The 20,750-nt window shown below is 57.2% G+C and carries 17 protein-coding genes and 1 pseudogene; 9 read left to right on the forward strand and 9 right to left on the reverse strand.

Annotated elements, in window-relative coordinates; all coding sequences use genetic code 11:
- The 4 genes and pseudogenes from UTO39_RS21720 to malG all read left to right on the forward strand — a co-directional run.
- Positions 1-74: pseudogene (locus UTO39_RS21720) on the forward strand (sulfurtransferase TusA); the annotation flags it as partial.
- Between the two features lie 164 nt (positions 75-238).
- Complete coding sequence (malE, locus tag UTO39_RS21725; RefSeq protein ID WP_032644952.1) at positions 239-1,429, forward strand: maltose/maltodextrin ABC transporter substrate-binding protein MalE; 1,191 nt, start codon at positions 239-241, stop codon at positions 1,427-1,429.
- A 125-nt stretch (positions 1,430-1,554) separates the two neighbouring features.
- On the forward strand, positions 1,555-3,099 hold the full coding sequence (malF, locus tag UTO39_RS21730; RefSeq protein WP_061099582.1) for a maltose ABC transporter permease MalF: 1,545 nt from the start codon (positions 1,555-1,557) through the stop codon (positions 3,097-3,099).
- A 14-nt stretch (positions 3,100-3,113) separates the two neighbouring features.
- The gene (gene malG / locus UTO39_RS21735) at positions 3,114-4,004 is read left to right on the forward strand and encodes a maltose ABC transporter permease MalG (RefSeq protein ID WP_006810496.1); all 891 of its coding nucleotides are present in this window, start codon (positions 3,114-3,116) and stop codon (positions 4,002-4,004) included.
- Positions 4,005-4,100: 96 nt separating this feature from the next.
- Here malG and psiE read toward each other — a convergent pair whose 3' ends face one another.
- The 6 genes from psiE to pgi all read right to left on the reverse strand — a co-directional run bounded on the left by psiE (position 4,101) and on the right by pgi (position 10,499).
- The gene (gene psiE, locus UTO39_RS21740) at positions 4,101-4,511 is read right to left on the reverse strand and encodes a phosphate-starvation-inducible protein PsiE (protein WP_000202963.1); all 411 of its coding nucleotides are present in this window, start codon (positions 4,509-4,511) and stop codon (positions 4,101-4,103) included.
- Positions 4,512-4,708: 197 nt separating this feature from the next.
- Complete coding sequence (locus UTO39_RS21745; protein WP_222567680.1) at positions 4,709-6,805, reverse strand: YjbH domain-containing protein; 2,097 nt, start codon at positions 6,803-6,805, stop codon at positions 4,709-4,711.
- Positions 6,802-7,542: a capsule biosynthesis GfcC D2 domain-containing protein gene (locus UTO39_RS21750; protein WP_080442042.1), complete on the reverse strand. Its 741-nt coding sequence runs from the start codon at positions 7,540-7,542 to the stop codon at positions 6,802-6,804. The genes UTO39_RS21745 and UTO39_RS21750 overlap by 4 nt, the downstream gene beginning before the upstream one ends.
- Complete coding sequence (locus tag UTO39_RS21755; RefSeq protein WP_061099585.1) at positions 7,539-8,177, reverse strand: YjbF family lipoprotein; 639 nt, start codon at positions 8,175-8,177, stop codon at positions 7,539-7,541. The genes UTO39_RS21750 and UTO39_RS21755 overlap by 4 nt, the downstream gene beginning before the upstream one ends.
- A gap of 63 nt (positions 8,178-8,240) precedes the next feature.
- Positions 8,241-8,483, reverse strand: a complete 243-nt coding sequence (gene yjbE / locus UTO39_RS21760; protein ID WP_013095034.1) for an exopolysaccharide production protein YjbE — start codon at positions 8,481-8,483, stop codon at positions 8,241-8,243.
- A 366-nt stretch (positions 8,484-8,849) separates the two neighbouring features.
- Positions 8,850-10,499, reverse strand: coding sequence for a glucose-6-phosphate isomerase (pgi, locus tag UTO39_RS21765; RefSeq protein WP_061099586.1), 1,650 nt, complete (start codon positions 10,497-10,499; stop codon positions 8,850-8,852).
- A 374-nt stretch (positions 10,500-10,873) separates the two neighbouring features.
- Between pgi and lysC the strand changes: the two genes are divergently transcribed.
- The 3 genes from lysC (at position 10,874) to UTO39_RS21780 (ending at position 13,584) form a co-directional block, all read left to right on the forward strand.
- Complete coding sequence (lysC, locus tag UTO39_RS21770) at positions 10,874-12,223, forward strand: lysine-sensitive aspartokinase 3 (RefSeq protein WP_041911575.1); 1,350 nt, start codon at positions 10,874-10,876, stop codon at positions 12,221-12,223.
- 93 nt (positions 12,224-12,316) lie between these two features.
- Complete coding sequence (panS, locus tag UTO39_RS21775) at positions 12,317-13,261, forward strand: ketopantoate/pantoate/pantothenate transporter PanS (protein ID WP_061099587.1); 945 nt, start codon at positions 12,317-12,319, stop codon at positions 13,259-13,261.
- Between the two features lie 50 nt (positions 13,262-13,311).
- Positions 13,312-13,584, forward strand: coding sequence for a DUF3811 domain-containing protein (locus UTO39_RS21780; protein ID WP_320728077.1), 273 nt, complete (start codon positions 13,312-13,314; stop codon positions 13,582-13,584).
- Here the strand turns inward: UTO39_RS21780 and rluF are convergent, their stop codons facing one another.
- The gene (gene rluF, locus UTO39_RS21785) at positions 13,585-14,457 is read right to left on the reverse strand and encodes a 23S rRNA pseudouridine(2604) synthase RluF (RefSeq protein ID WP_121426207.1); all 873 of its coding nucleotides are present in this window, start codon (positions 14,455-14,457) and stop codon (positions 13,585-13,587) included.
- 197 nt (positions 14,458-14,654) lie between these two features.
- Here rluF and UTO39_RS21790 point away from each other — a divergent pair, with 197 nt between their 5' ends.
- The gene (locus UTO39_RS21790) at positions 14,655-14,957 is read left to right on the forward strand and encodes a type II toxin-antitoxin system RelE/ParE family toxin (RefSeq protein WP_320728078.1); all 303 of its coding nucleotides are present in this window, start codon (positions 14,655-14,657) and stop codon (positions 14,955-14,957) included.
- Between the two features lie 6 nt (positions 14,958-14,963).
- Positions 14,964-15,251 (forward strand): addiction module antidote protein, encoded by a 288-nt coding sequence (locus UTO39_RS21795; protein ID WP_021242718.1) that lies wholly within the window; start codon positions 14,964-14,966, stop codon positions 15,249-15,251.
- Here the strand turns inward: UTO39_RS21795 and UTO39_RS21800 are convergent.
- Positions 15,248-16,879 carry a Na/Pi cotransporter family protein gene (locus UTO39_RS21800; protein WP_266179902.1) on the reverse strand — a complete coding sequence of 544 codons (1,632 nt, stop codon included), beginning with the start codon at positions 16,877-16,879 and terminating at the stop codon, positions 15,248-15,250. The genes UTO39_RS21795 and UTO39_RS21800 overlap by 4 nt on opposite strands.
- A 113-nt stretch (positions 16,880-16,992) precedes the next feature.
- Positions 16,993-20,676: a methionine synthase gene (gene metH, locus UTO39_RS21805; protein WP_320728079.1), complete on the reverse strand. Its 3,684-nt coding sequence runs from the start codon at positions 20,674-20,676 to the stop codon at positions 16,993-16,995.
- Positions 20,677-20,750 lie beyond the last annotated feature (74 nt).

The raw sequence follows: 20,750 nt of genomic DNA on the forward strand, positions 1-20,750 counted from the left end.
CCTTTATGGAGCATGAGCTGGTGGCGCAGCAGACCGAGGCGCTGCCGTATCGGTATTTGATTCGTAAGGGGTAGGTGGGCAGATTTCTGCGGCCTGATGGCCGCCCCCCCGCCCCCCCCCCCCCGGGGGGGGGGGGGTCGGGGTTGGGAGGATGGAAAGAGGATGTCAAATAAGGAGACTGAGTCACGTTGAACCACCTTATGTATCCACGAGCACATCACCAAAAAGGATGGCAGATATGAATATCAAGACTGGCGCACGCGTTTTCGCATTGTCCGCCCTTGCAGCAATGATGGTTTCCGCCCCAGCGCTCGCCAAAATTGAAGAAGGCAAGCTGGTTATCTGGATTAACGGCGACAAGGGCTATAACGGCCTGGCCGAAGTGGGCAAAAAATTCGAAAAAGACACCGGTATCAAAGTCACCGTAGAACACCCGGACAAACTGGAAGAGAAGTTCCCGCAGGTTGCAGCAACCGGCGACGGTCCGGACATCATCTTCTGGGCGCACGACCGTTTCGGCGGTTACGCGCAGTCTGGCCTGCTGGCTGAAGTCACCCCGGACAAAGCTTTCCAGGACAAGCTGTTCCCGTTCACCTGGGACGCCGTTCGCTATAACGGCAAGCTCATTGCTTACCCAATCGCAGTTGAAGCCCTGTCTCTGATTTACAACAAAGACCTGGTGCCAAACCCGCCGAAAACCTGGGAAGAGATCCCGAAACTGGATAAAGAACTGAAGGCGAAGGGTAAATCCGCCCTGATGTTCAACCTGCAAGAGCCGTACTTCACCTGGCCGCTGATTGCTGCCGACGGCGGTTACGCGTTCAAGTTTGAAAACGGCAAATATGACGTGAAAGACGTGGGCGTGGATAACGCGGGCGCGAAAAAAGGCCTGACCTTCCTGGTTGACCTGATTAAGAACAAACACATGAACGCGGATACCGACTACTCCATCGCGGAAGCGGCGTTCAACAAAGGCGAAACCGCGATGACCATCAACGGTCCGTGGGCCTGGACCAACATCGACAAGAGCAAAATCAACTACGGCGTGACGCTGCTGCCAACCTTCAACGGCAAGCCGTCTAAACCGTTCGTGGGCGTGCTGAGCGCGGGCATCAACGCCGCCAGCCCGAACAAAGAGCTGGCGAAAGAGTTCCTGGAAAACTACCTGCTGACCGATCAGGGTCTGGGTGAAGTGAACAAGGACAAACCGCTGGGCGCCGTGGCGCTGAAATCCTTCCAGGATCAGTTGGCGAAAGACCCACGCATCGCGGCGACCATGGATAACGCCCAGAAAGGCGAAATCATGCCGAACATCCCACAGATGGCTGCGTTCTGGTACGCCACCCGTACTGCGGTCATCAACGCTGCAAGCGGTCGTCAGACTGTCGATGCCGCGCTGAAGGATGCGCAGGGTCGTATTACCAAGTAATGCCGTAGTCCCCTCTCCCTCCGGGAGAGGGTTAGGGTAAGGGTTGTCGCTATCCGCACGCCCTCACCCCGGCCCTCTCCCCCAGGAGAGGGAGAAAAGATCAAACGTTGTAGAGGAAGAACCCCATGGATGTCATTAAAAAGAAGCACTGGTGGCAAAGCGACGCGCTGAAGTGGTCAGCGATCGGTCTGCTGTGTCTGCTGGTGGGTTACCTTGTTGTTTTAATGTACGTACAAGGGGAATATCTGTTTGCCATCATGACGCTGATCTTAAGCTCTGCTGGCCTGTATATTTTCGCCAACCGTAAAGCCTATGCCTGGCGCTATGTCTACCCGGGCGTCGCCGGGATGGGGCTGTTTGTCCTGTTCCCGCTGATCTGCACCATCGCCATTGCGTTCACCAACTACAGCAGCACCAACCAGCTTGCGCAGGAGCGCGCCACTCAGGTGCTTCTGGATCGCTCTTATCAGGCGGGTAAAACCTTTAACTTCGGCCTGTATCCTGCGGGTGACGAGTGGAAGTTAGCGCTTACTGACGGTGAGAGCGGCAAAAACTATATTTCCGACGCGTTCAAATTTGGCGGCGAGCAGAAGCTGGCCTTAAAAGAGGCTGCGGCCCTGCCGGAAGGTGAACGCGCCAACCTGCGTATCATCACCCAGAACCGCCAGGCGCTGACCCAGCTCACCGCCGTACTGCCCGATGACAGCAAAGTGACCATGAGCTCGCTGCGCCAGTTCTCCGGCACGCAGCCGCTTTATACTCTGGCGGATGACGGCACGCTGACCAACAACCAGAGCGGCGTGAAGTACCGTCCGAACAATGACATTGGCTTCTATCAGTCCATAACCGCCGACGGCAAATGGGGCGATGACAAACTCAGCCCGGGCTATACCGTCACCATCGGCTGGGACAACTTTACCCGCGTGTTTACCGACGAAGGCATCCAGAAACCGTTCTTTGCCATCTTCGTCTGGACGGTGGTCTTCTCGGTGCTGACGGTGATCCTGACCGTGGCCGTGGGCATGGTGCTGGCCTGTCTGGTGCAGTGGGAGTCCCTGAAAGGCAAAGCGATTTACCGCGTGCTGCTGATTCTGCCGTACGCCGTGCCGTCGTTTATCTCGATTCTGATTTTCAAAGGGCTGTTTAACCAGAGCTTCGGTGAAATCAACATGATGCTGAGCGCGCTGTTCGGTATCAAACCGGCCTGGTTCAGCGACCCGACCACCGCCCGTTCGATGATTATCATCGTGAACACCTGGCTGGGTTATCCGTACATGATGATCCTGTGCATGGGCCTGCTGAAGGCTATCCCGGACGATCTGTACGAAGCCTCGGCGATGGACGGCGCGGGTCCGTTCCAGAACTTCTTTAAAATTACGCTGCCGCTGCTCATTAAGCCGCTGACGCCGCTGATGATTGCCAGCTTCGCCTTTAACTTTAACAACTTCGTGCTGATTCAGCTGTTGACCAACGGTGGCCCGGACCGTCTCGGCACCACCACGCCGGCAGGCTATACCGACCTGCTCGTGAGCTACACCTACCGTATCGCCTTCGAGGGCGGCGGCGGTCAGGACTTCGGCCTGGCGGCAGCGATTGCCACCCTGATCTTCCTGCTGGTTGGCGCCCTGGCGATTGTGAACCTGAAAGCCACACGAATGAAATTTGACTAAGGAGGGCACTGAACATGGCAATGGTACAACCCAAATCTCAGAAGCTGCGCCTCCTGGCGACGCACTTAGGCCTGCTGATTTTCATCGCGGCGATCATGTTCCCGCTGCTGATGGTTATCGCCATCTCCCTGCGTTCGGGTAACTTTGCGACGGGGAGCCTGATCCCGGATGAAATCTCCTGGGAGCACTGGAAGCTCGCGCTGGGCTTCAGCGTGGAGCACGCGGATGGCCGCGTCACCCCGCCGCCGTTCCCGGTGCTGCTGTGGCTGTGGAACTCGGTGAAAGTGGCGACCATCACGGCGATCGGCATCGTGACGCTCTCCACCACCTGTGCTTATGCCTTCGCCCGTATGCGCTTCCCGGGCAAAGCAACGCTGCTGAAAGGGATGCTGATTTTCCAGATGTTCCCGGCCGTGCTGTCTCTGGTCGCGTTGTATGCCCTGTTTGACCGTCTCGGCCAGTACGTGCCGTTTATCGGCTTGAACACCCACGGCGGCGTGATCTTCGCCTATCTCGGCGGTATTGCCCTGCACGTGTGGACCATCAAAGGCTATTTCGAAACCATCGACGGCTCGCTGGAAGAGGCGGCGTCGCTGGACGGCGCTACCCCGTGGCAGGCGTTCCGCCTGGTGCTGCTGCCGCTGTCCGTGCCGATTCTGGCGGTGGTGTTTATCCTGTCGTTTATTGCGGCGATCACCGAAGTACCGGTCGCCTCACTGTTACTGCGCGATGTGAACAGCTACACCCTGGCCGTAGGCATGCAGCAATACCTCAACCCGCAAAACTACCTGTGGGGCGACTTTGCCGCGGCGGCCGTACTCTCCGCCATCCCGATTACCGTGGTGTTCCTGCTGGCCCAGCGCTGGCTGGTTAACGGCCTGACGGCGGGCGGCGTGAAAGGTTAAGTTTCATCTGTTATGCCACTGCAACCCTCAACTTTAGACGTATTGTATTGACCCAACTTGTGACTGTTATTAGGCGCTCTTCGGAGCGCCATTTTTTTATTCCCGTTTCAGCCGCTTTGAGTTGCACAGCCAGAGGGTGATCACCAGCAGCAGGATCGCCGCCGAGTAGATCAGCACGTCGAGCGGAGACTTATGATCGACGATGATCAGCCGCACAATGGCGGTGATGCCAATGTAGACGAAATAGCGCAGCGGGAAGTGAAAGCCGGACTGAAAGTACTTCACAATCAGGGCGATAAATTCAAAGTAGAGAAAGTAGACCACCAGGCCTTCCACCAGCGCATATTTGCTGGTTTGCTCAGGGGCGAACAGCACATCCGCCAGATGCACCGTCTCTTTACCGAGAAAGACGACCAGGATCAGGCCAAGGCTCAGCAGACCGAGGTTCAGCACGGTCTGGAGGATGGTTGAGATAAACTCAACGCGCGGGCGAGTCAGGGATGTCATACAGCACCTCATTCTCCAGGGCGAGATTCCTGTATAACGCAAAAATGTGACGGGGATCTATATTTTTTGTTTATGTTTGGCACAACGGAGAGGATCGCCCCTCACCCTAACCCTCTCCCCAGAGGGGAGAGGGAACTGCTCGGTGCGGTTTTCACCCTCTCCCCTCTGGGGAGAGGGACGGGGTGAGGGGGCAAACATTAACGGAAGTTAATGTTCTTATCGCTGGTCATGTCATACAGCTGGAACTTACGCCCAAGCTGCTGGCCGCCGTCACGCGTCAGCGGCGTCCAGCCCACGGCCGCGCGGCTGCGGGTTGGGCCTGACGAGAACAGATCCAGCGGAATCGACACGTAAACCCCTTTGGTGAAGTCCCCTTCCCCGTACTCGTCCGGCGAGACGTTGGTAATGGTGGCGTAGCCACCCACCACGACGCCGCTGTCGAAGTGTTTGGAGATATCCAGCGTGCCGCCCTTATCGCCCGCCAGATACTGGCCGACGCTGGCTTTCACCAGCACGTCCTGCGCGAATGACGGCGTCCAGTAGGCGGTCAGGTGGCCGGTTTTGACGCTATAGTCGGTGAACTTCATCATGTCCTGCGCGCTGCGCCAGTCACGCTGCTTAACGTAGTTGGCATCAATCCCGAACGCCCAGTTGCTGTCGACGGGACGATACAGCACCTCCGCCCCCGCGCCGCCGAACATAGTCTCCAGGTAGCCCCCGTAAACCTGGCCGTAGAAGCCGTTGCCGAAGTACTGGAAGTAGTTGGCCTGCAGGTTATTCACGTAGACATCGTTCTGCACGTATTCACGCACGCGGGTACGCACGCGCGGCAGCTTCGAGTCGTTTGGCGGGTTGGTGTAGTTAAACTTGTCGTAGTTGTTCGCGATGTTGCCGAACAGGCTACCGGTGGTCAACAGGTGGTCGGTGACCCACAGATCCGCCGTCGCCATCGCACCCAGCTGATACATGTAGAAGTTTTCCGGCCCGCCGACGGACTGGTTCAGCACCGGATCGATATGGAAATCAAAGCGCGATTTATCGATATACCAGCCCTGCTCGGTGGTTTCCGGCACGATCGGCTCTACGCGTTTTTGCACCAGCTCGGTTTCATGCCCGAGCGGTTCGCCTTCAAGATGGCGCTTAAGGCTGGCGACATCGGTTTCGGTTGTGACCTGGGGCAGATTCAGGCGGTTCTCCGTCACGCGGATCGTGCGGATCCCGTCCGGGAGATCGTTCATCACGATCCGGTTGGCGCGTTCGATCCCTTCCCGCGAGTCGCGGTATTTCACCTGCTCGCCGGTGACGTACAGCGTATCGCCTTTCACCTGAATTTTCGGATCGGCCAGGCCGGCATTGTATTTCAACAGCGTCAGCTGGTTTGCCACCACGGAGTGCTGCAGAATCGCATCCTGCGGCTCCGGCCGGTAGGCAGGCCGCGCGTTGTCGTTGTAGTGCGGCCGCATGTCGTTAAAGTTAGTGCGCAGCGTGAAGCCAAACATCACCGTGTTGCCGCGCTCGTAGCTGAGGTTAACGTCGGCCCAGTCGGTGACGCGATAAATGGCGCCGACGTTAAACTTGCTCTTCTGCTCAATCTTCCCGGCGAAATCCTGGGAGTAGTCGTTTCCTTCGTACTCCAGCTTCAGGCGCAGCGGCTGCCACGGCGTCTGGTATTCCACGCCGCCGAACAGCGAGGCCGGGCCGTGGAACATCTGGTCGCCGTTGATGGAGCCCGCTTTCTTGTAGCTGTTATCGCGGTAGCAGTATTTGTCGCTGTAGGTACAGAACGGGTTTTTGACGTTGCCGCTGGTGCCGAGATAGCCCCAGCCAAGACCGAGAGAAAAATCAAACGGTCCCCAGGCCTTGCTGGCCACAATGTATTCCGCGTCGAACAGGCCGGTCCCGCCGATATCTTTTGCCCCCACGGAGACCTGCGGCATCCAGTAGCTCTCTTCCCACAGGCGCAGTTTGACGTCGAAGGCTTTATCTTTGTAGGTCTGATCGCCGGAGAAGGCGTCGACGCTGCTGTACTGTTTCGTACGCACGTCGGTGTAACGCAGCGTGGTTTCGAGCCACGGGAAAAGCTGTACGGAGGCGGAATAGTAGCGATACTGGTCGTTATCGCGGTAGTTCAGGCTAATTTCCCCTTCACGCGCCATGCGCGCGGTGGGTGTTTGCAGTAAACCGACGCCGCCGAAGTCTGACTGAGACGGGCCAACAGGAGCCGGATACGTTTCTGCGTGGCAGGCAGCGCTTACGCAGAGCGCCAGCATGCTGTAGAGATAGGTTTTTTTCATTCTTCCGGTATCCGCTGTGTCAGGGAGTGAAGGATATCGGCGTTAAGCCCGTCATATGCCTTCGTCCAGAAATGGTCGGCAAAACCGACAAAAATGATGCTGCCCGGCATGGGTTCGACATGGCGTTTATTCCAGTACGCCACCGGCGCTTTTTGCGTATGCCCGTCTGGATAAATAATCCATGCGTAGCTGTTATCCGCGCCGCTCAGCAGGCTTTGTTCGTCGAGATAGCTCGCCACGTCACGACCGGGCGTAAAGGGCTTTTTACCGGGGCTACTGATAAGCCCCATCACGGTCACCGTCGTCGGCTTCGCCGGAAGCCAGAGGGTGTACTCCCCTTCAAGCGTGGGGTTGCCCTTTTCCGTGACGCGCACTTCATCTGGATCGAGATTGACTTTCTGGCGGCCTGTCACCTTCAGCGCCTGAAGCTGCTGGCGAACGCTGTTAATGGCTGCGGCATCGTCACCGTCTTCCTGCTCCGCCAGACCCGTCAGGCGGGCCAGCAGGGCAAGGTGTTCCTGCTCCGCCTTAACCGTCGCCTGACGCTCGCCGATCACCGCTCCCGGCCACCAGCTGTTGGCAAGCCTTGGCTGCCCGACGAGATCGAGAAGATGCTCGGCGTTAGTTAAGGTTTTGGGTTTTTCACTGTCCGGCGTGTAGACCTTTACCGTTCCTGCGGACCATGCCAGCGGTGCGGCAAGGCTGGCGAGAAGCGCAGCGTGGATGAGCATTTTCATGATTTCGCCGCCTTGATCAGGGTGGTTTTCACCGGGAAGAAACCGGCACCGAGATACTGTAAGGACTGACGGATCTGCCCTTCCTCGTCGATCCAGAAGCGGTTATGCCAGGTGGCCTGGTCGGTTGTCACCTTCTCATCCAGCACGCGCACCTGGGTTTCGTCGCTGCCAACCTTCACGCTGTCCGTACCGTCCCAGCGGAAGGTGGAGCGGGCCGTGGCATAGCGCACCTGCTTGTGCTCGGTCCAGCCCATCGTGCGCGTCCAGCTTGCGCCGTCGACGATCTGATTTGGCTTGATGAGCGGATCTTCGGCGAGATTATTCACCTCGAGCAAGTTATCGCCGCCGAGCAGCGTTTTCACTATTCGTCCATGCTGCGTCACGATGGTGGCCTGATCCTGCGTCACCCATTTCTGCTGCCCGTTTTCATCGAAAGCGAGCACCACAAACAGCTGCGGGCCATCATTAAGCTGCATGTACTGGCTGGCGTACGGCATGTTCTGAAGTTCGTCATCGGTCAGGTGTACGCCCGGCGTGCCGAACAGGCTGTCCCACAGTGAATGTCCCAGCCCTTTGGTGGTGGCTGAGCACGCCTGCAACAGCAGGCAAATCAGAATGATTGCAGGTCGCTTCACGACTCTTCTCCGAAGGGGCGAAATAACCACACCGAAGTGTGGTTATGATTAAAACACCCGGTATTACTGGGTGCTGGTTGTCGTAGTGGTCGTGGTTCCGGTATTGGAGCCATCACCGCCACCGGTTGCCGCCAGCGCGACACCCACGGCTGAACTTACGGTGCTGGTGCTGGCTGCGGTAGAACTTCCCGCAGACGCAGACGTCGCTGCCGACCCTGCTGCTTCCCCGACCTGGACCGGAGCTGCATAGACAGACGTCGCCGCAAGTGCAGATATGGCAAAAATGCCATACAGTACTTTCTTCATAACAATTTCCCTTCAATGAATGAATGGAGATTTGCCCGAAAAGAAATTCAGGCGGAATCGAGTATACACAACTACAGCAGAGGGTTTACCGTGGGGCGAAATAGGGTGATGGTTTTCGGACTAATGGATAAAAAGGAAATGAAAAATAAAAAATTAAAATAAATAAACAAATAAAATCAAATATTTATAATATAATCTCTTTATCTTACTTCTACGTATTTTCTTAAAATAAACCGCAGCAATTAGCAGGTTAACCGCCTTTTTCAGATTAAACTCAGAGTCAGAATTTGAGTTAACTAACAGACATCAGGAATTATCCGATAAAAAAATGCCGGCATATCGCCGGCATTTTTCATGACATATTAATTACGCACGCCATGCTTTATAACGGTTAATCAAACCATTGGTTGAGCTGTCGTGGCTGTCGATCGCTTTATCGTCACCCAGCTCTGGCAGAATGCGGTTTGCCAGCTGCTTGCCCAGCTCTACGCCCCACTGGTCAAAGGTGAAGATGTTCAGGATAGCGCCCTGAGTGAAGATCTTGTGCTCGTACAGCGCAATCAGCGCGCCCAGGCTGAACGGGGTGATTTCGCGAAGCAGGATGGAGTTGGTTGGACGGTTGCCTTCGAACACTTTGAACGGCACAACGTGGTCCAGCGTGGCCGGATCTTTACCCTGGTCACGGTATTCCTGCTCTACCACCTCGCGGGATTTACCGAACGCCAGCGCTTCGGTCTGCGCGAAGAAGTTGGACAGCAGCTTCGGATGGTGGTCGGACAGCGGGTTGTGCGTGATTGCCGGCGCGATGAAATCGCACGGTACCATTTTAGTGCCCTGGTGAATCAACTGGTAGAACGCGTGCTGGCCGTTGGTGCCCGGCTCGCCCCAGATGATTGGGCCGGTCTGGTAATCCACCGCGTTGCCGTTACGGTCAACGTACTTACCGTTGGATTCCATGTTGCCCTGCTGGAAGTAGGCCGCAAAGCGGTGCATGTACTGGTCGTAAGGCAGGATCGCTTCGGTTTCAGCGCCGAAGAAGTTGTTGTACCAGATCCCAATCAGCGCCAGCAGCACCGGCAGGTTTTTCTCTGGTGCGGTGGTGGAGAAGTGTTTATCCATCGCGTGCGCGCCGGAGAGAAGCTCAACGAAGTTGTCGAAGCCCACGGACAGGATGATGGACAGACCGATTGCAGACCACAGAGAGTAGCGGCCGCCAACCCAGTCCCAGAACTCGAACATGTTCGCGGTGTCGATACCGAACTCGCTGACGGCTTTACCGTTGGTGGACAGCGCCGCAAAGTGTTTCGCCACGTGCTTGTTGTCGCCCGCGGTTTTCAGGAACCAGTCGCGCGCGCTATGGGCGTTGGTCATGGTTTCCTGGGTGGTGAAGGTTTTGGACGCCACCAGGAACAGGGTGGTTTCCGGGTTTACGTTCTTCAGCACTTCGGCGATGTGGGTACCATCGACGTTAGAGACAAAGTGCATATTGAGGTGGTTTTTATACGGACGCAGCGCTTCGGTCACCATGAACGGGCCGAGGTCAGAGCCGCCGATACCAATGTTAACAACATCCGTAATTGGTTTGCCGGTGTAACCTTTCCACTGGCCTGAGATGATCGCTTCGGAGAAAGCTTTCATCTTTTCCAGCACCGCGTTCACTTCCGGCATCACATCTTTGCCGTCAACGATAATTGGCGTATTGCTACGGTTACGCAGGGCCACATGCAGCACGGCACGGTCTTCGGTGCGGTTGATCTTCTCGCCGGAGAACATGGATTTGATGGCGTCGGCCAGCTCGGTCTCTTTCGCCAGGTCCTGCAGTTTTGCCAGCGTCTCTTCGGTAATGCGGTTCTTGGAGAAATCCACCAGCATCAGGTCATCGAAGGTCGCGGAGAACTTAGTGAAACGATCGGCATCTTTCGCGAACAGATCCGCGATGGTGACGTCTTTCATTTCATCAAAATGTTTCTGTAGTGCCTGCCAGGCAGCGGTCTGCGTTGGGTTGATGTTTTTCATTAGCAATACTCTTCTGATTTGAGAATTGTGACTGCGGTCGATTGTAGCGCCTGCAAATAAAAATTGTGATGGTTTTTATGCCATTGCCCTGGCCTGTATCAAACACAGGTGAAAAGACCCGAAAAGTATAGTTGCTGAAGAGCCCTCCCGGGGCGGCGAAATGTCGGTCAAAACAGGGTAAAATGGAGCATAAAATATGGCCCTGTTATAAGTCCTGTTTCTCAGGGGTACCCCCCCATAAAAAATCCGCATAATCCCAGCATTGACAGGACCTCCCCCGCATTTTATTTATAGGGCCGTATTTTGCGCCTGCACCTGTTTTCGTTTCATTCTTGTGCCAAGGTCGCTTATTCATTCCCTGACACGAGGTTGTTATGACGAGTTTTGTGGTCGCCAAGTTTGGCGGCACCAGTGTGGCCGATTACGATGCCATGAACCGCAGCGCCGATGTGGTGCTGGCCGATCCGAATACCCGCCTGGTGGTGCTCTCTGCATCCGCCGGCGTGACGAACCTGCTGGTTTCTCTGTCTGAAGGACTGGAAGCGACAGAACGTTTCGTGAAGCTGGATGCACTGCGCAAAATTCAGTTCGACATTCTTGAACGTCTGCAAAATCCAAACGTGATCCGCGAAGAAGTGGAGCGCCTGCTGGAAAATATTACCACCCTGGCAGAAGCGGCGTCTCTGGCCACCTCTACCGCCCTGACCGATGAACTGGTCAGCCACGGTGAATTGATGTCTACCCTGCTGTTCGTTGAAATTATGCGCGAGCGTAACGTTCAGGCGCAGTGGTTTGACGTGCGTAAAGTGATGCGCACCAGCGATCGTTTTGGGCGCGCCGAACCGGACGTTGAGATGCTGGCCGAGCTCACCAACCAGCAGCTGGCGCCGCGCCTGGCAGAAGGCATGGTGATCACCCAGGGCTTTATCGGCAGCGAAGCAAAAGGACGCACGACAACGCTTGGCCGTGGCGGCAGCGACTACACCGCCGCGCTGCTGGGCGAAGCCCTGCACGCAACGCGCGTGGATATCTGGACTGACGTGCCGGGTATTTACACCACCGATCCGCGCGTCGTTTCCGCGGCAAAACGCATTGATGTGATTGCGTTTGAAGAAGCGGCGGAAATGGCCACCTTCGGCGCGAAAGTGCTGCATCCGGCAACGCTGCTGCCTGCCGTGCGCAGCGATATTCCGGTCTTCGTTGGCTCCAGTAAAGATCCAAAAGCGGGCGGCACGCTGGTCTGCAAGAAAACCGAGAACCCGCCGCTGTTCCGCGCGCTGGCCCTGCGCCGCCGCCAGACGCTGGTGACGCTGCACAGCCATAATATGCTCCACTCCCGCGGCTTCCTGGCGGAAGTGTTTGGCATCCTCGCGCGCCATAACATTTCTGTAGATTTGATTACCACTTCCGAAGTGAGCATTGCGCTGACGCTGGACACCACCGGCTCCACCTCTACCGGCGACACCCTGCTGACGCAGTCGCTGCTGATTGAGCTGTCTGAGCTGTGCCGCGTGGAGGTGGAAGAAGACCTGGCGCTGGTGGCCATCATCGGTAACAAGCTGTCTCGCGCCTGTGGCGTGGGCAAAGAGGTGTTTGGCGTGCTTGACCCGTTCAACATCCGCATGATCTGCTACGGTGCCTCCAGCTATAACCTCTGCTTCCTGGTCCCTGCCGATCAGGCCGAGCAGGTGGTGCAGAAACTTCATCAGAATTTGTTTGAATAAAATTCGTTAGCACGATAAACAATACCTATAAGCCGGGCACAGACCCGGCTTTTTCATAACTAAACAACACGACAATACTGCAAGAAATTCAATATGTTATCCGCTATCACCCGGCTGTTCCCGCTATGGGCGCTGCTGCTCTCCGTACTCGCGTATTACACGCCCACCACGTTCACCGGTATTGGTCCGTGGGTCACCACGCTGCTGATGCTGATTATGTTCGGCATGGGCGTGCACCTGAAAATCGACGATTTTAAACGCGTGCTGTCTCGCCCGGCGCCGGTGGCCGCAGGGATCTTCCTGCACTACCTGGTGATGCCGCTCGCGGCCTGGCTGCTGGCAATGGCCTTTAAGATGCCCCCCGATCTCTCCGCCGGGATGGTGCTGGTGGGCAGCGTCGCCAGCGGTACGGCATCTAACGTGATGATCTATCTGGCGAAAGGCGACGTGGCGCTCTCCGTGACCATCTCTTCCGTTTCCACGCTGGTTGGCGTCATTGCCACACCGCTGTTAACCCGCCTGTACGTGGACGCGCATATTCAGGTGGACGTGATGGGCATGCTGCTCAGCATTCTGCAAATCGTGGTGATCCCGATTGCGCTGGGGTTGGTCATTCACCATCTTTTCCCGCGCGTGGTGAAAGCGGTTGAGCCGTACCTGCCCGCGTTTTCGATGCTCTGCATTCTGGCGATCATCAGCGCCGTGGTGGCTGGTTCCGCGTCGCACATTGCCTCCGTGGGATTTGTAGTGATCATCGCGATAGTGTTGCATAACACCATTGGCCTGCTGGGCGGCTACTGGGGCGGGAAGCTGTTTGGCTTTGATGAGTCCACCTGCCGCACGCTGGCAATCGAGGTAGGCATGCAGAACTCCGGCCTGGCTGCGGCGCTGGGTAAAATCTACTTCTCGCCGCTAGCGGCCCTGCCGGGCGCGCTGTTCTCCGTCTGGCACAACCTGTCCGGCTCGCTTCTGGCGGGCTACTGGTCCGGTAAACCGATTGATGAACAAACGAAAAAAGATGCGGTGAAGCAGGGTTAATTTACGCGGCTTGCTTTACACTGAAGCCTCCCCATCAGGAGGCTTCAGCAATGGCTACATCACGTTTGACCCAGAAAGACATGACGGAAGCCGAGCAGCGTGAACTGAAAACGCTACTCGACCGCGCCCGCATCGCGCATGGCCGCACGCTGACGAACGCCGAAACCAATCAGGTTAAAAAAGAGTACATCGATAAGCTGATGGCGCAACGTGAGGCTGCGGCGAAAAAAGCCCGCAAGCTGAAAAAAGAACAGGCTTATAAGCCGGATGCAGAGGCGACCTTTTCCTGGTCCGCCAATACATCAACCCGTGGAAGGCGCTAATCAGCGCCCTTTCTTTTTGCGACCCGGCTGGGTAAAGCGTTTTCCGTTGCCCGGCTTGCCTCGTCCTTTCTCTTCCGCCTGCGGCGCCTTCACGACCGGACGCTTAATCGCCTGGGTTTTCGGTTTTGCTTTGGCCTTCGGCTTCGCTTCTGACGACGAGTTCTCGATAAGCTTGAACAGCTCGATCAGCTCGTCATCCGTTAAGTCACGCCACTCGCCCAGCGGGATCCCGGACAGGCTGACGTTCATGATGCGCGTGCGTTCCAGCTTCGTCACTTCATAGCCGAAGTGTTCGCACATGCGGCGGATCTGGCGGTTCAGGCCCTGCACCAGCGTAATGCGGAACGCGAATGGCGCTTCTTTCTTGACCTTACACTTCTTCGTGACGGTGCCGAGGATCGGCACACCGGCACCCATGCCGCGAATAAATTCGTCCGTGACCGGCTTATTTACCGTCACAATGTACTCTTTCTCGTGGTCATTACCGGCACGCAGGATTTTGTTGACCAGATCGCCGTGGTTAGTGAGGAAAATCAGCCCCTGAGAGTCTTTATCCAGACGGCCAATCGGGAAGATGCGGCTGCTGTGGTTCACGAAATCAACGATGTTGTCCCGCTCGCCGTCTTCCGTGGTGCTGACAATCCCAACCGGCTTGTTCAACGCGATAAACACCAGGTCTTCTGCATCGCGCGGTTCGATGACCTGACCATTTACTTTAACCACATCGCCAGGGACCACCTGATCGCCGATGGTGGCGCGTTTGCCGTTGAGGAACACGTTACCTTGTTCAATGTAACGGTCAGCCTCGCGACGTGAGCAGATCCCGCTCTCGCTAATGTATTTGTTTAATCGGGTTGATTGAGTTGGCAGCATAGTTTCTCCTGTGAAGGGCGAAATATACCTTAGATTTGGACCGAAAAAAAAGATTAGCCGACGGTAACTGAGACGGGTTTTCTAGTTTGCGAGACGCTTTCAGGATTTAGCGTCCAGTCATTTACCCGTCTGTTCAAGCCTTTTAGTTTTACTCTCCATGTAGAAGCGTTTGTAGTTTATAAATCACAGGGAGTAAGATGAAGGAGATTGTTCAGACGGAATCCTTACGACGCTGGGAGCAAAACTTAAAAGATCGGCGAGCGAGGACCATTATCGCTTCCCGCCTCTTTCGGTTGGCAAATGGCTTAGCGGGCGACATTAAACCCGTGGGAGAAGGTATAAGTGAGCTGAGGATCCACTTTGGCCCAGGCTACAGAATCTATTTTAAAGACCAGGGCAATTGCATCATCGTGCTGTTATGCGGTGGTGACAAAAGCAGCCAGGCCAGAGACATACTTATGGCAAAAATGCTGGGCAATGTATCCCAATGGCAGGAGTGAATGAGCATGCATAAATTAACACCCTACGATCCAGCCAACGCGCTGGTGGATGACGAGGAAATCGCCGTGTTTATCGCTGATGCACTAGAAACAGGTGACTCGACGTATATCGCTAAAGCCCTGGGTGTTGTCGCGCGAGCCAAAGGAATGTCGAACATTTCACAACAAACCGGCTTATCACGAGAGCAGCTTTATCGGTCATTCAGTGATAAGGGAAACCCAACGCTCAAAACCACGCTGGCGGTCATGAAAGCATTGGGTTTTGGGCTAACACTCAAACACGCCGGGGATTAATACTCGTCCCGCTCGTCGTCTTCATCCGGCTGTTCCATCACGCTATAGGCCACCGCGCAGAACAAGGAGTTAAGACGTTTCATATCCCCCAGCAGCCCCAGGTGCAGGGAGCTGGTCTCGATGCTCTGCACGTTCTGCTGGTGCAGACGCTCAACGTGGGCGTGAGAGTAGCGGCGGTTGAGGATGCGGAAACGATGCTTGTTGCGGCGCAGGCGGCGGGCGCTCGGCACGTCGCTGGAGAAGAAGACCGACATCGCCAGCTTGAGGTTGCTCACCAGCTGTTCGTGCAGCGCTTCCAGCTCTTTTAACCCTTCAACAGAAAACGCCCGTCGCGCGGCCAGCGATTTATCGGCGATTTCGCTGCCCATACGCTCGACGATATCCGAGGCCTGCTCAAGGTTAAGCGACATCTCGATGATTTCCGCCCAGCGGCGGGATTCCTCCTCCGCCAGTTCGTCCTGCGGGATACGCGCCAGATAGAGCTTGATGGCGGTGTACAGCACGTTGATGTCGTCCGCCAGCCTGCGCAGCTCTTTTTCCTCGCGCGGCTCGCCGTGCATCACCTTCTGCAGGCCTTCAAGCATGGTTTCCATCGCATCGCCCATGCGCAGCGTTTCGCGGGCGGCGTTAGCGATAGCCAGCGCCGGTGTGTCCAGCACGGAAGTATCCAGATGCTTCGGCTTAAGGCGCGCGTCCAGCTCCGGTTCATCACGGATTAGACGCTCGCAGAAGCGGGCCATCGGCGCGGCAAACGGCACCATAGCCAGACAGCGCACCAGGTTGTAGAAGACGTGGAAGTAGATCACCAGCTCCGCTTTCGGCAGCGGGAGGTTGTCCATCAGGTTCGCCAGCGGATGGACAAACGGCAGAATAATCAGGCTGCCCACCAGCTTAAACAGCAGGCTCCCCAGCGCCACGCGGCGGGCAGCGGCATTGGCCGCGCTGTTGTTGAGCATCGCCAGCAGGCCAGAGCCGAGGTTAGCGCCGATCACCAGACACAGCGCCACCGGGAAGGAGATCGCGCCCGCGGCGGTGAGCGTGGCCGTCAGCAGCACGGCGGCCAGGCTGGAGTAGCTGATGATGGCAAATACTGCCCCGATCAGCGCATCCAGCATGATGTCACCGGTCAGCGAGGCGAAGATGACCTGCACGCCGTTGGCCTCGGTAATAGGCGTCACCGCCTGCACAATCAGCTCCAGCGCCAGCAGAATCAGTCCGAGGCCAATGCCCACGCGGCCAAGCTGCCCGGCCCGGGTCTGCTTGCGGCCAAGGAAAAAGATCACGCCGATGAAAATCAGCAGCGGCGACAGCCATGAGAGATCGAACGTCAGGATACGCGCCATCAGCGCGGTGCCGACGTCGGCACCCAGCACGATCACCAGCGCCGGAGCGAGCGCGACCAGATCCTGCGCCACAAACGAGGTGACGAGCATGGTGGTGGCATTGCTGCTTTGCACCAGCGCCGTCACGCCGATGCCCGCACAGAAGGCGAGCGGCTTCTTCTCAACGCTGCTGCTGAGAACGGTTCGTAAGCGCGCGCCAAACACGCGCATCACGCCGGTGCGGACAATATGGGTGCCCCATACGAGCAGTGCGACTGCCGAAAGCAAATGTAACAACGTCAGCACGGAAGTGGGTTCTCCTTATCGTTATAGATTTTATGATTGAGTATAAGGGTTTAAACGTAAGAAAGAGACAGGGCACCGTTGAGGTGCCCTGTTTGTTGTAAGGAAAAGTGACGTTAGTCCGCGTCGTAGCCTAAATTCGGCGCCAGCCAGCGCTCGACCTCTGACACGCTCATGCCTTTGCGCAGGGCGTAATCTTCGATCTGATCGCGCTGCAGCTGCGCCACAGCGAAGTACTTGCTGTCCGGATGACTGAAGTACCAGCCCGACACTGACGCGCCCGGCCACATGGCGAACGACTCGGTGAGCTTCATGCCGGTATGCGCTTCCACGTCCAGCAGTTTCCAGATGGTGCCTTTTTCGGTATGTTCCGGACAGGCCGGATAGCCCGGCGCCGGACGAATGCCCTGGTAATTTTCGCGGATCAGCTCCTCGTTGCTGAGGTTCTCATTCGCCGCGTAGCCCCAGTACACCTTACGCACGCGCTCGTGGAGGTACTCGGCGAAGGCTTCCGCCAGGCGGTCGGCAATCGCTTTCACCATGATCTTATTGTAATCATCGTGCTGCGCTTCGAACGCGTCCGCCAGGGCGTCTTCTTCAAGACCGCCGGTAACCGCAAAGGCGCCTATATAGTCGGCCTTACCGCTCAGCTTCGGCGCAACGAAATCCGCCAGGCAGTAGTTGGCAAACCCCACTTTTTCTGTTTGCTGGCGCAGGTGGTGGCTCACGGACAGCACGTGGGTGCGGGTTTCATCGCGGTAGATTTCCACGTCGTCACCCACGCGGTTCGCCGGGAACAGCCCCACTACACCGCGCGGGTTGAGGGTTTTCTCTGCGCTCAGCGTGTCCAGCATATCGTTGGCGTCTTTAAACAGGCGCTTCGCCTCCTCGCCTACTACCTCATCCTCAAGGATGCGCGGGTATTTGCCCGCCAGCGACCAGGTCATAAAGAACGGCGTCCAGTCGATGTAGTTACGCAGCGTTTCGATGCTGGCCGTCACGTCCTGCACGCCCAGACGGTGCGCGACCGGCGGCGTATAGCTGGACCAGTCAAAGGCCAGGTCGTTATCGCGCGCAGCCTGAAGTGAAACCGGCGGGGTGCGCGGTTTCTTACGGCCGTGCTGCACGCGGACGGTTTCGTACTCCTGGCGAGTGCGCGCCACAAAATCGTCGCGCTGAGTCTCGGAGAGCAGAGCGGATACCACGCCCACCGTGCGCGAGGCGTTCTGCACGTAGACCGTCGGGCCGCTGTAGTTCTGCTCGATCTTCACCGCCGTGTGCGCTTTCGAGGTGGTCGCCCCGCCAATCAGCAGCGGAATGGTGAAGCCCTGACGCTCCATCTCCTTAGCCACGTTGACCATCTCGTCCAGCGACGGAGTAATCAGCCCGGAGAGGCCGATCAGGTCGGCGTTCACTTCGCGCGCGGTCTTGAGGATTTTATCCGCCGGGACCATCACGCCGAGGTCAATAATCTCGTAGTTATTGCACTGCAGCACCACGCCGACGATATTCTTGCCGATGTCGTGCACGTCGCCCTTCACGGTGGCGATGACCATCTTACCGTTGCTGGAGCCTTTCTCTTTGCTGGCCTCGATAAACGGCTCCAGATACGCAACGGCCTGCTTCATCACGCGAGCGGATTTTACTACCTGCGGCAGGAACATCTTACCTTCGCCGAACAGATCGCCGACCACGTTCATGCCGTCCATCAGCGGGCCTTCAATCACCTCAATCGGGCGGGCTGCCTGCTGGCGTGCTTCCTCTGTATCCTGCTCGATAAACTCGGTAATGCCTTTCACCAGCGAGTATTCCAGACGCTTTTTCACGTCCCAGGAACGCCACTCGGCCTGCTGAACGTTGGCCGACTCATCCGCTTTGCTGCCGCGGTATTTCTCCGCCCGGTTCAGCAAGCGCTCGGTGGCGTCGTCGCGGCGGTTAAGGATCACGTCCTCTACGGCATCGCGCAGCTCGGCAGGGAGATCGTCATAAATTGCCAGCTGGCCGGCGTTAACGATCCCCATGTCCATCCCGTTGCGGATGGCGTAGTAGAGGAACACGGCGTGGATCGCTTCACGCACCGGGTCGTTGCCGCGGAACGAGAACGAGACGTTCGACACGCCGCCGGAGATCAGCGCATGCGGCAGCTCGCGCTTGATGTCTTCACACGCGCCGATAAAGTCCTGGGCGTAGTTGTTGTGCTCTTCGATGCCGGTCGCGACGGCGAAGATGTTCGGGTCGAAGATGATGTCTTCCGGCGGGAAGCCCACCTCTTCGGTGAGAATTTTGTACGCGCGGCGGCATATCTCAATTTTGCGCTCGCGGGTGTCGGCCTGGCCCACTTCATCGAAGGCCATCACCACCACGGCGGCACCGTAGCGGCGCACCATCTTCGCGTGGTGGATAAAGATATCCACGCCCTCTTTCATCGAGATGGAGTTAACGATGCCTTTGCCCTGAATGCACTTCAGCCCTTTTTCGATGACTTCCCACTTGGAGGAGTCAATCATGATCGGCACGCGGGCGATGTCCGGCTCACCGGCAATCAGGTTGAGGAAACGCACCATCGCCGCTTCGGCGTCGAGCATCCCCTCGTCCATGTTGATATCGATAATCTGCGCGCCGCTTTCCACCTGCTGGCGGGCAACGTCCAGCGCCTCGCTGTACTTCTCTTCTTTGATCAGGCGCTTGAACTTTGCGGAGCCGGTAACGTTTGTACGCTCACCCACGTTCACAAACAGGCTGTCGTCGCCGATGGTCAACGGCTCAAGGCCAGAGAGGCGGCAGGCAACAGGCAGCTCTGGCAGCTTGCGCGGCGGAAGCCCGGCCACGGCGTTGCTCATGGCGGCAATGTGCTCCGGCGTGGTGCCGCAGCAGCCGCCGACGATGTTCAGGAAGCCTGACTCGGCCCACTCGCGGATTTGCGCCGCCATGGTGTCAGCATCCAGATCGTATTCACCAAACGCGTTCGGCAGACCGGCGTTCGGGTGCGCGGTAACGTAGCATTCGGCGATGCGCGAAAGTTCCTGCACGTACTGGCGCAGTTCGTCCGGCCCCAGCGCGCAGTTAAGACCGAAGGAGAGCGCTTCAGCGTGGCGCAGGGAGTTATAAAACGCTTCGGTGGTCTGGCCGGACAGGGTGCGGCCGGAGGCGTCGGTGATGGTGCCGGAAATCATGACAGGCAGCTCAACGCCCAGCGCCTCGAACTCCTCTTTCACCGCGTAAATCGCGGCCTTGGCGTTGAGGGTGTCGAATACGGTTTCAATCAGGATCAGGTCGGAACCGCCTTCCACCAGCGCTTTGGTCGATTCACGGTAGGCCGCGACCAGCTGATCGAAGGTGATATTGCGAAACGCCGGGTCGTTGACGTCAGGTGAAATCGACGCGGTGCGGTTCGTCGGGCCCAGCACCCCGGCAACGTAGCGCGGCTTGTCCGGCGTGCGGGCCGTCCACTCGTCGGCACAGGCGCGGGCGAGTTTGGCCGCTTCAAAGTTGATTTCCGCCGACAGGGATTCCATCTGGTAATCCGCCATGGCGATGGTTGTCGAGTTGAAGGTGTTGGTTTCAACGATATCCGCACCCGCTTCGAAGTAGGCGTTGTGGATATCCTTAATCACGGACGGCTTGCTGAGCACCAGCAGGTCGTTGTTGCCTTTCAGGTCGCAGGGCCAGTCGGCGAAGCGCTCGCCGCGGAAATCGTCTTCACTCAGGCGATAGCCCTGGATCATGGTGCCCATGCCGCCGTCCAGCACCAGAATTCGTTCATTTAACTGCGCACGCAGTTGCTCTACTTTGCTGCTCACACTTGCTCCCGACAACGCTCAACAAGGCCAAAAGGCTGCGTTCCATACTGGCACAATCTCGCAGGGTGGAAAAG

This window comes from Enterobacter sp. 118C5 (assembly GCF_034107645.1).
Taxonomy (GTDB): Bacteria; Pseudomonadota; Gammaproteobacteria; order Enterobacterales; family Enterobacteriaceae; genus Enterobacter; species Enterobacter nematophilus.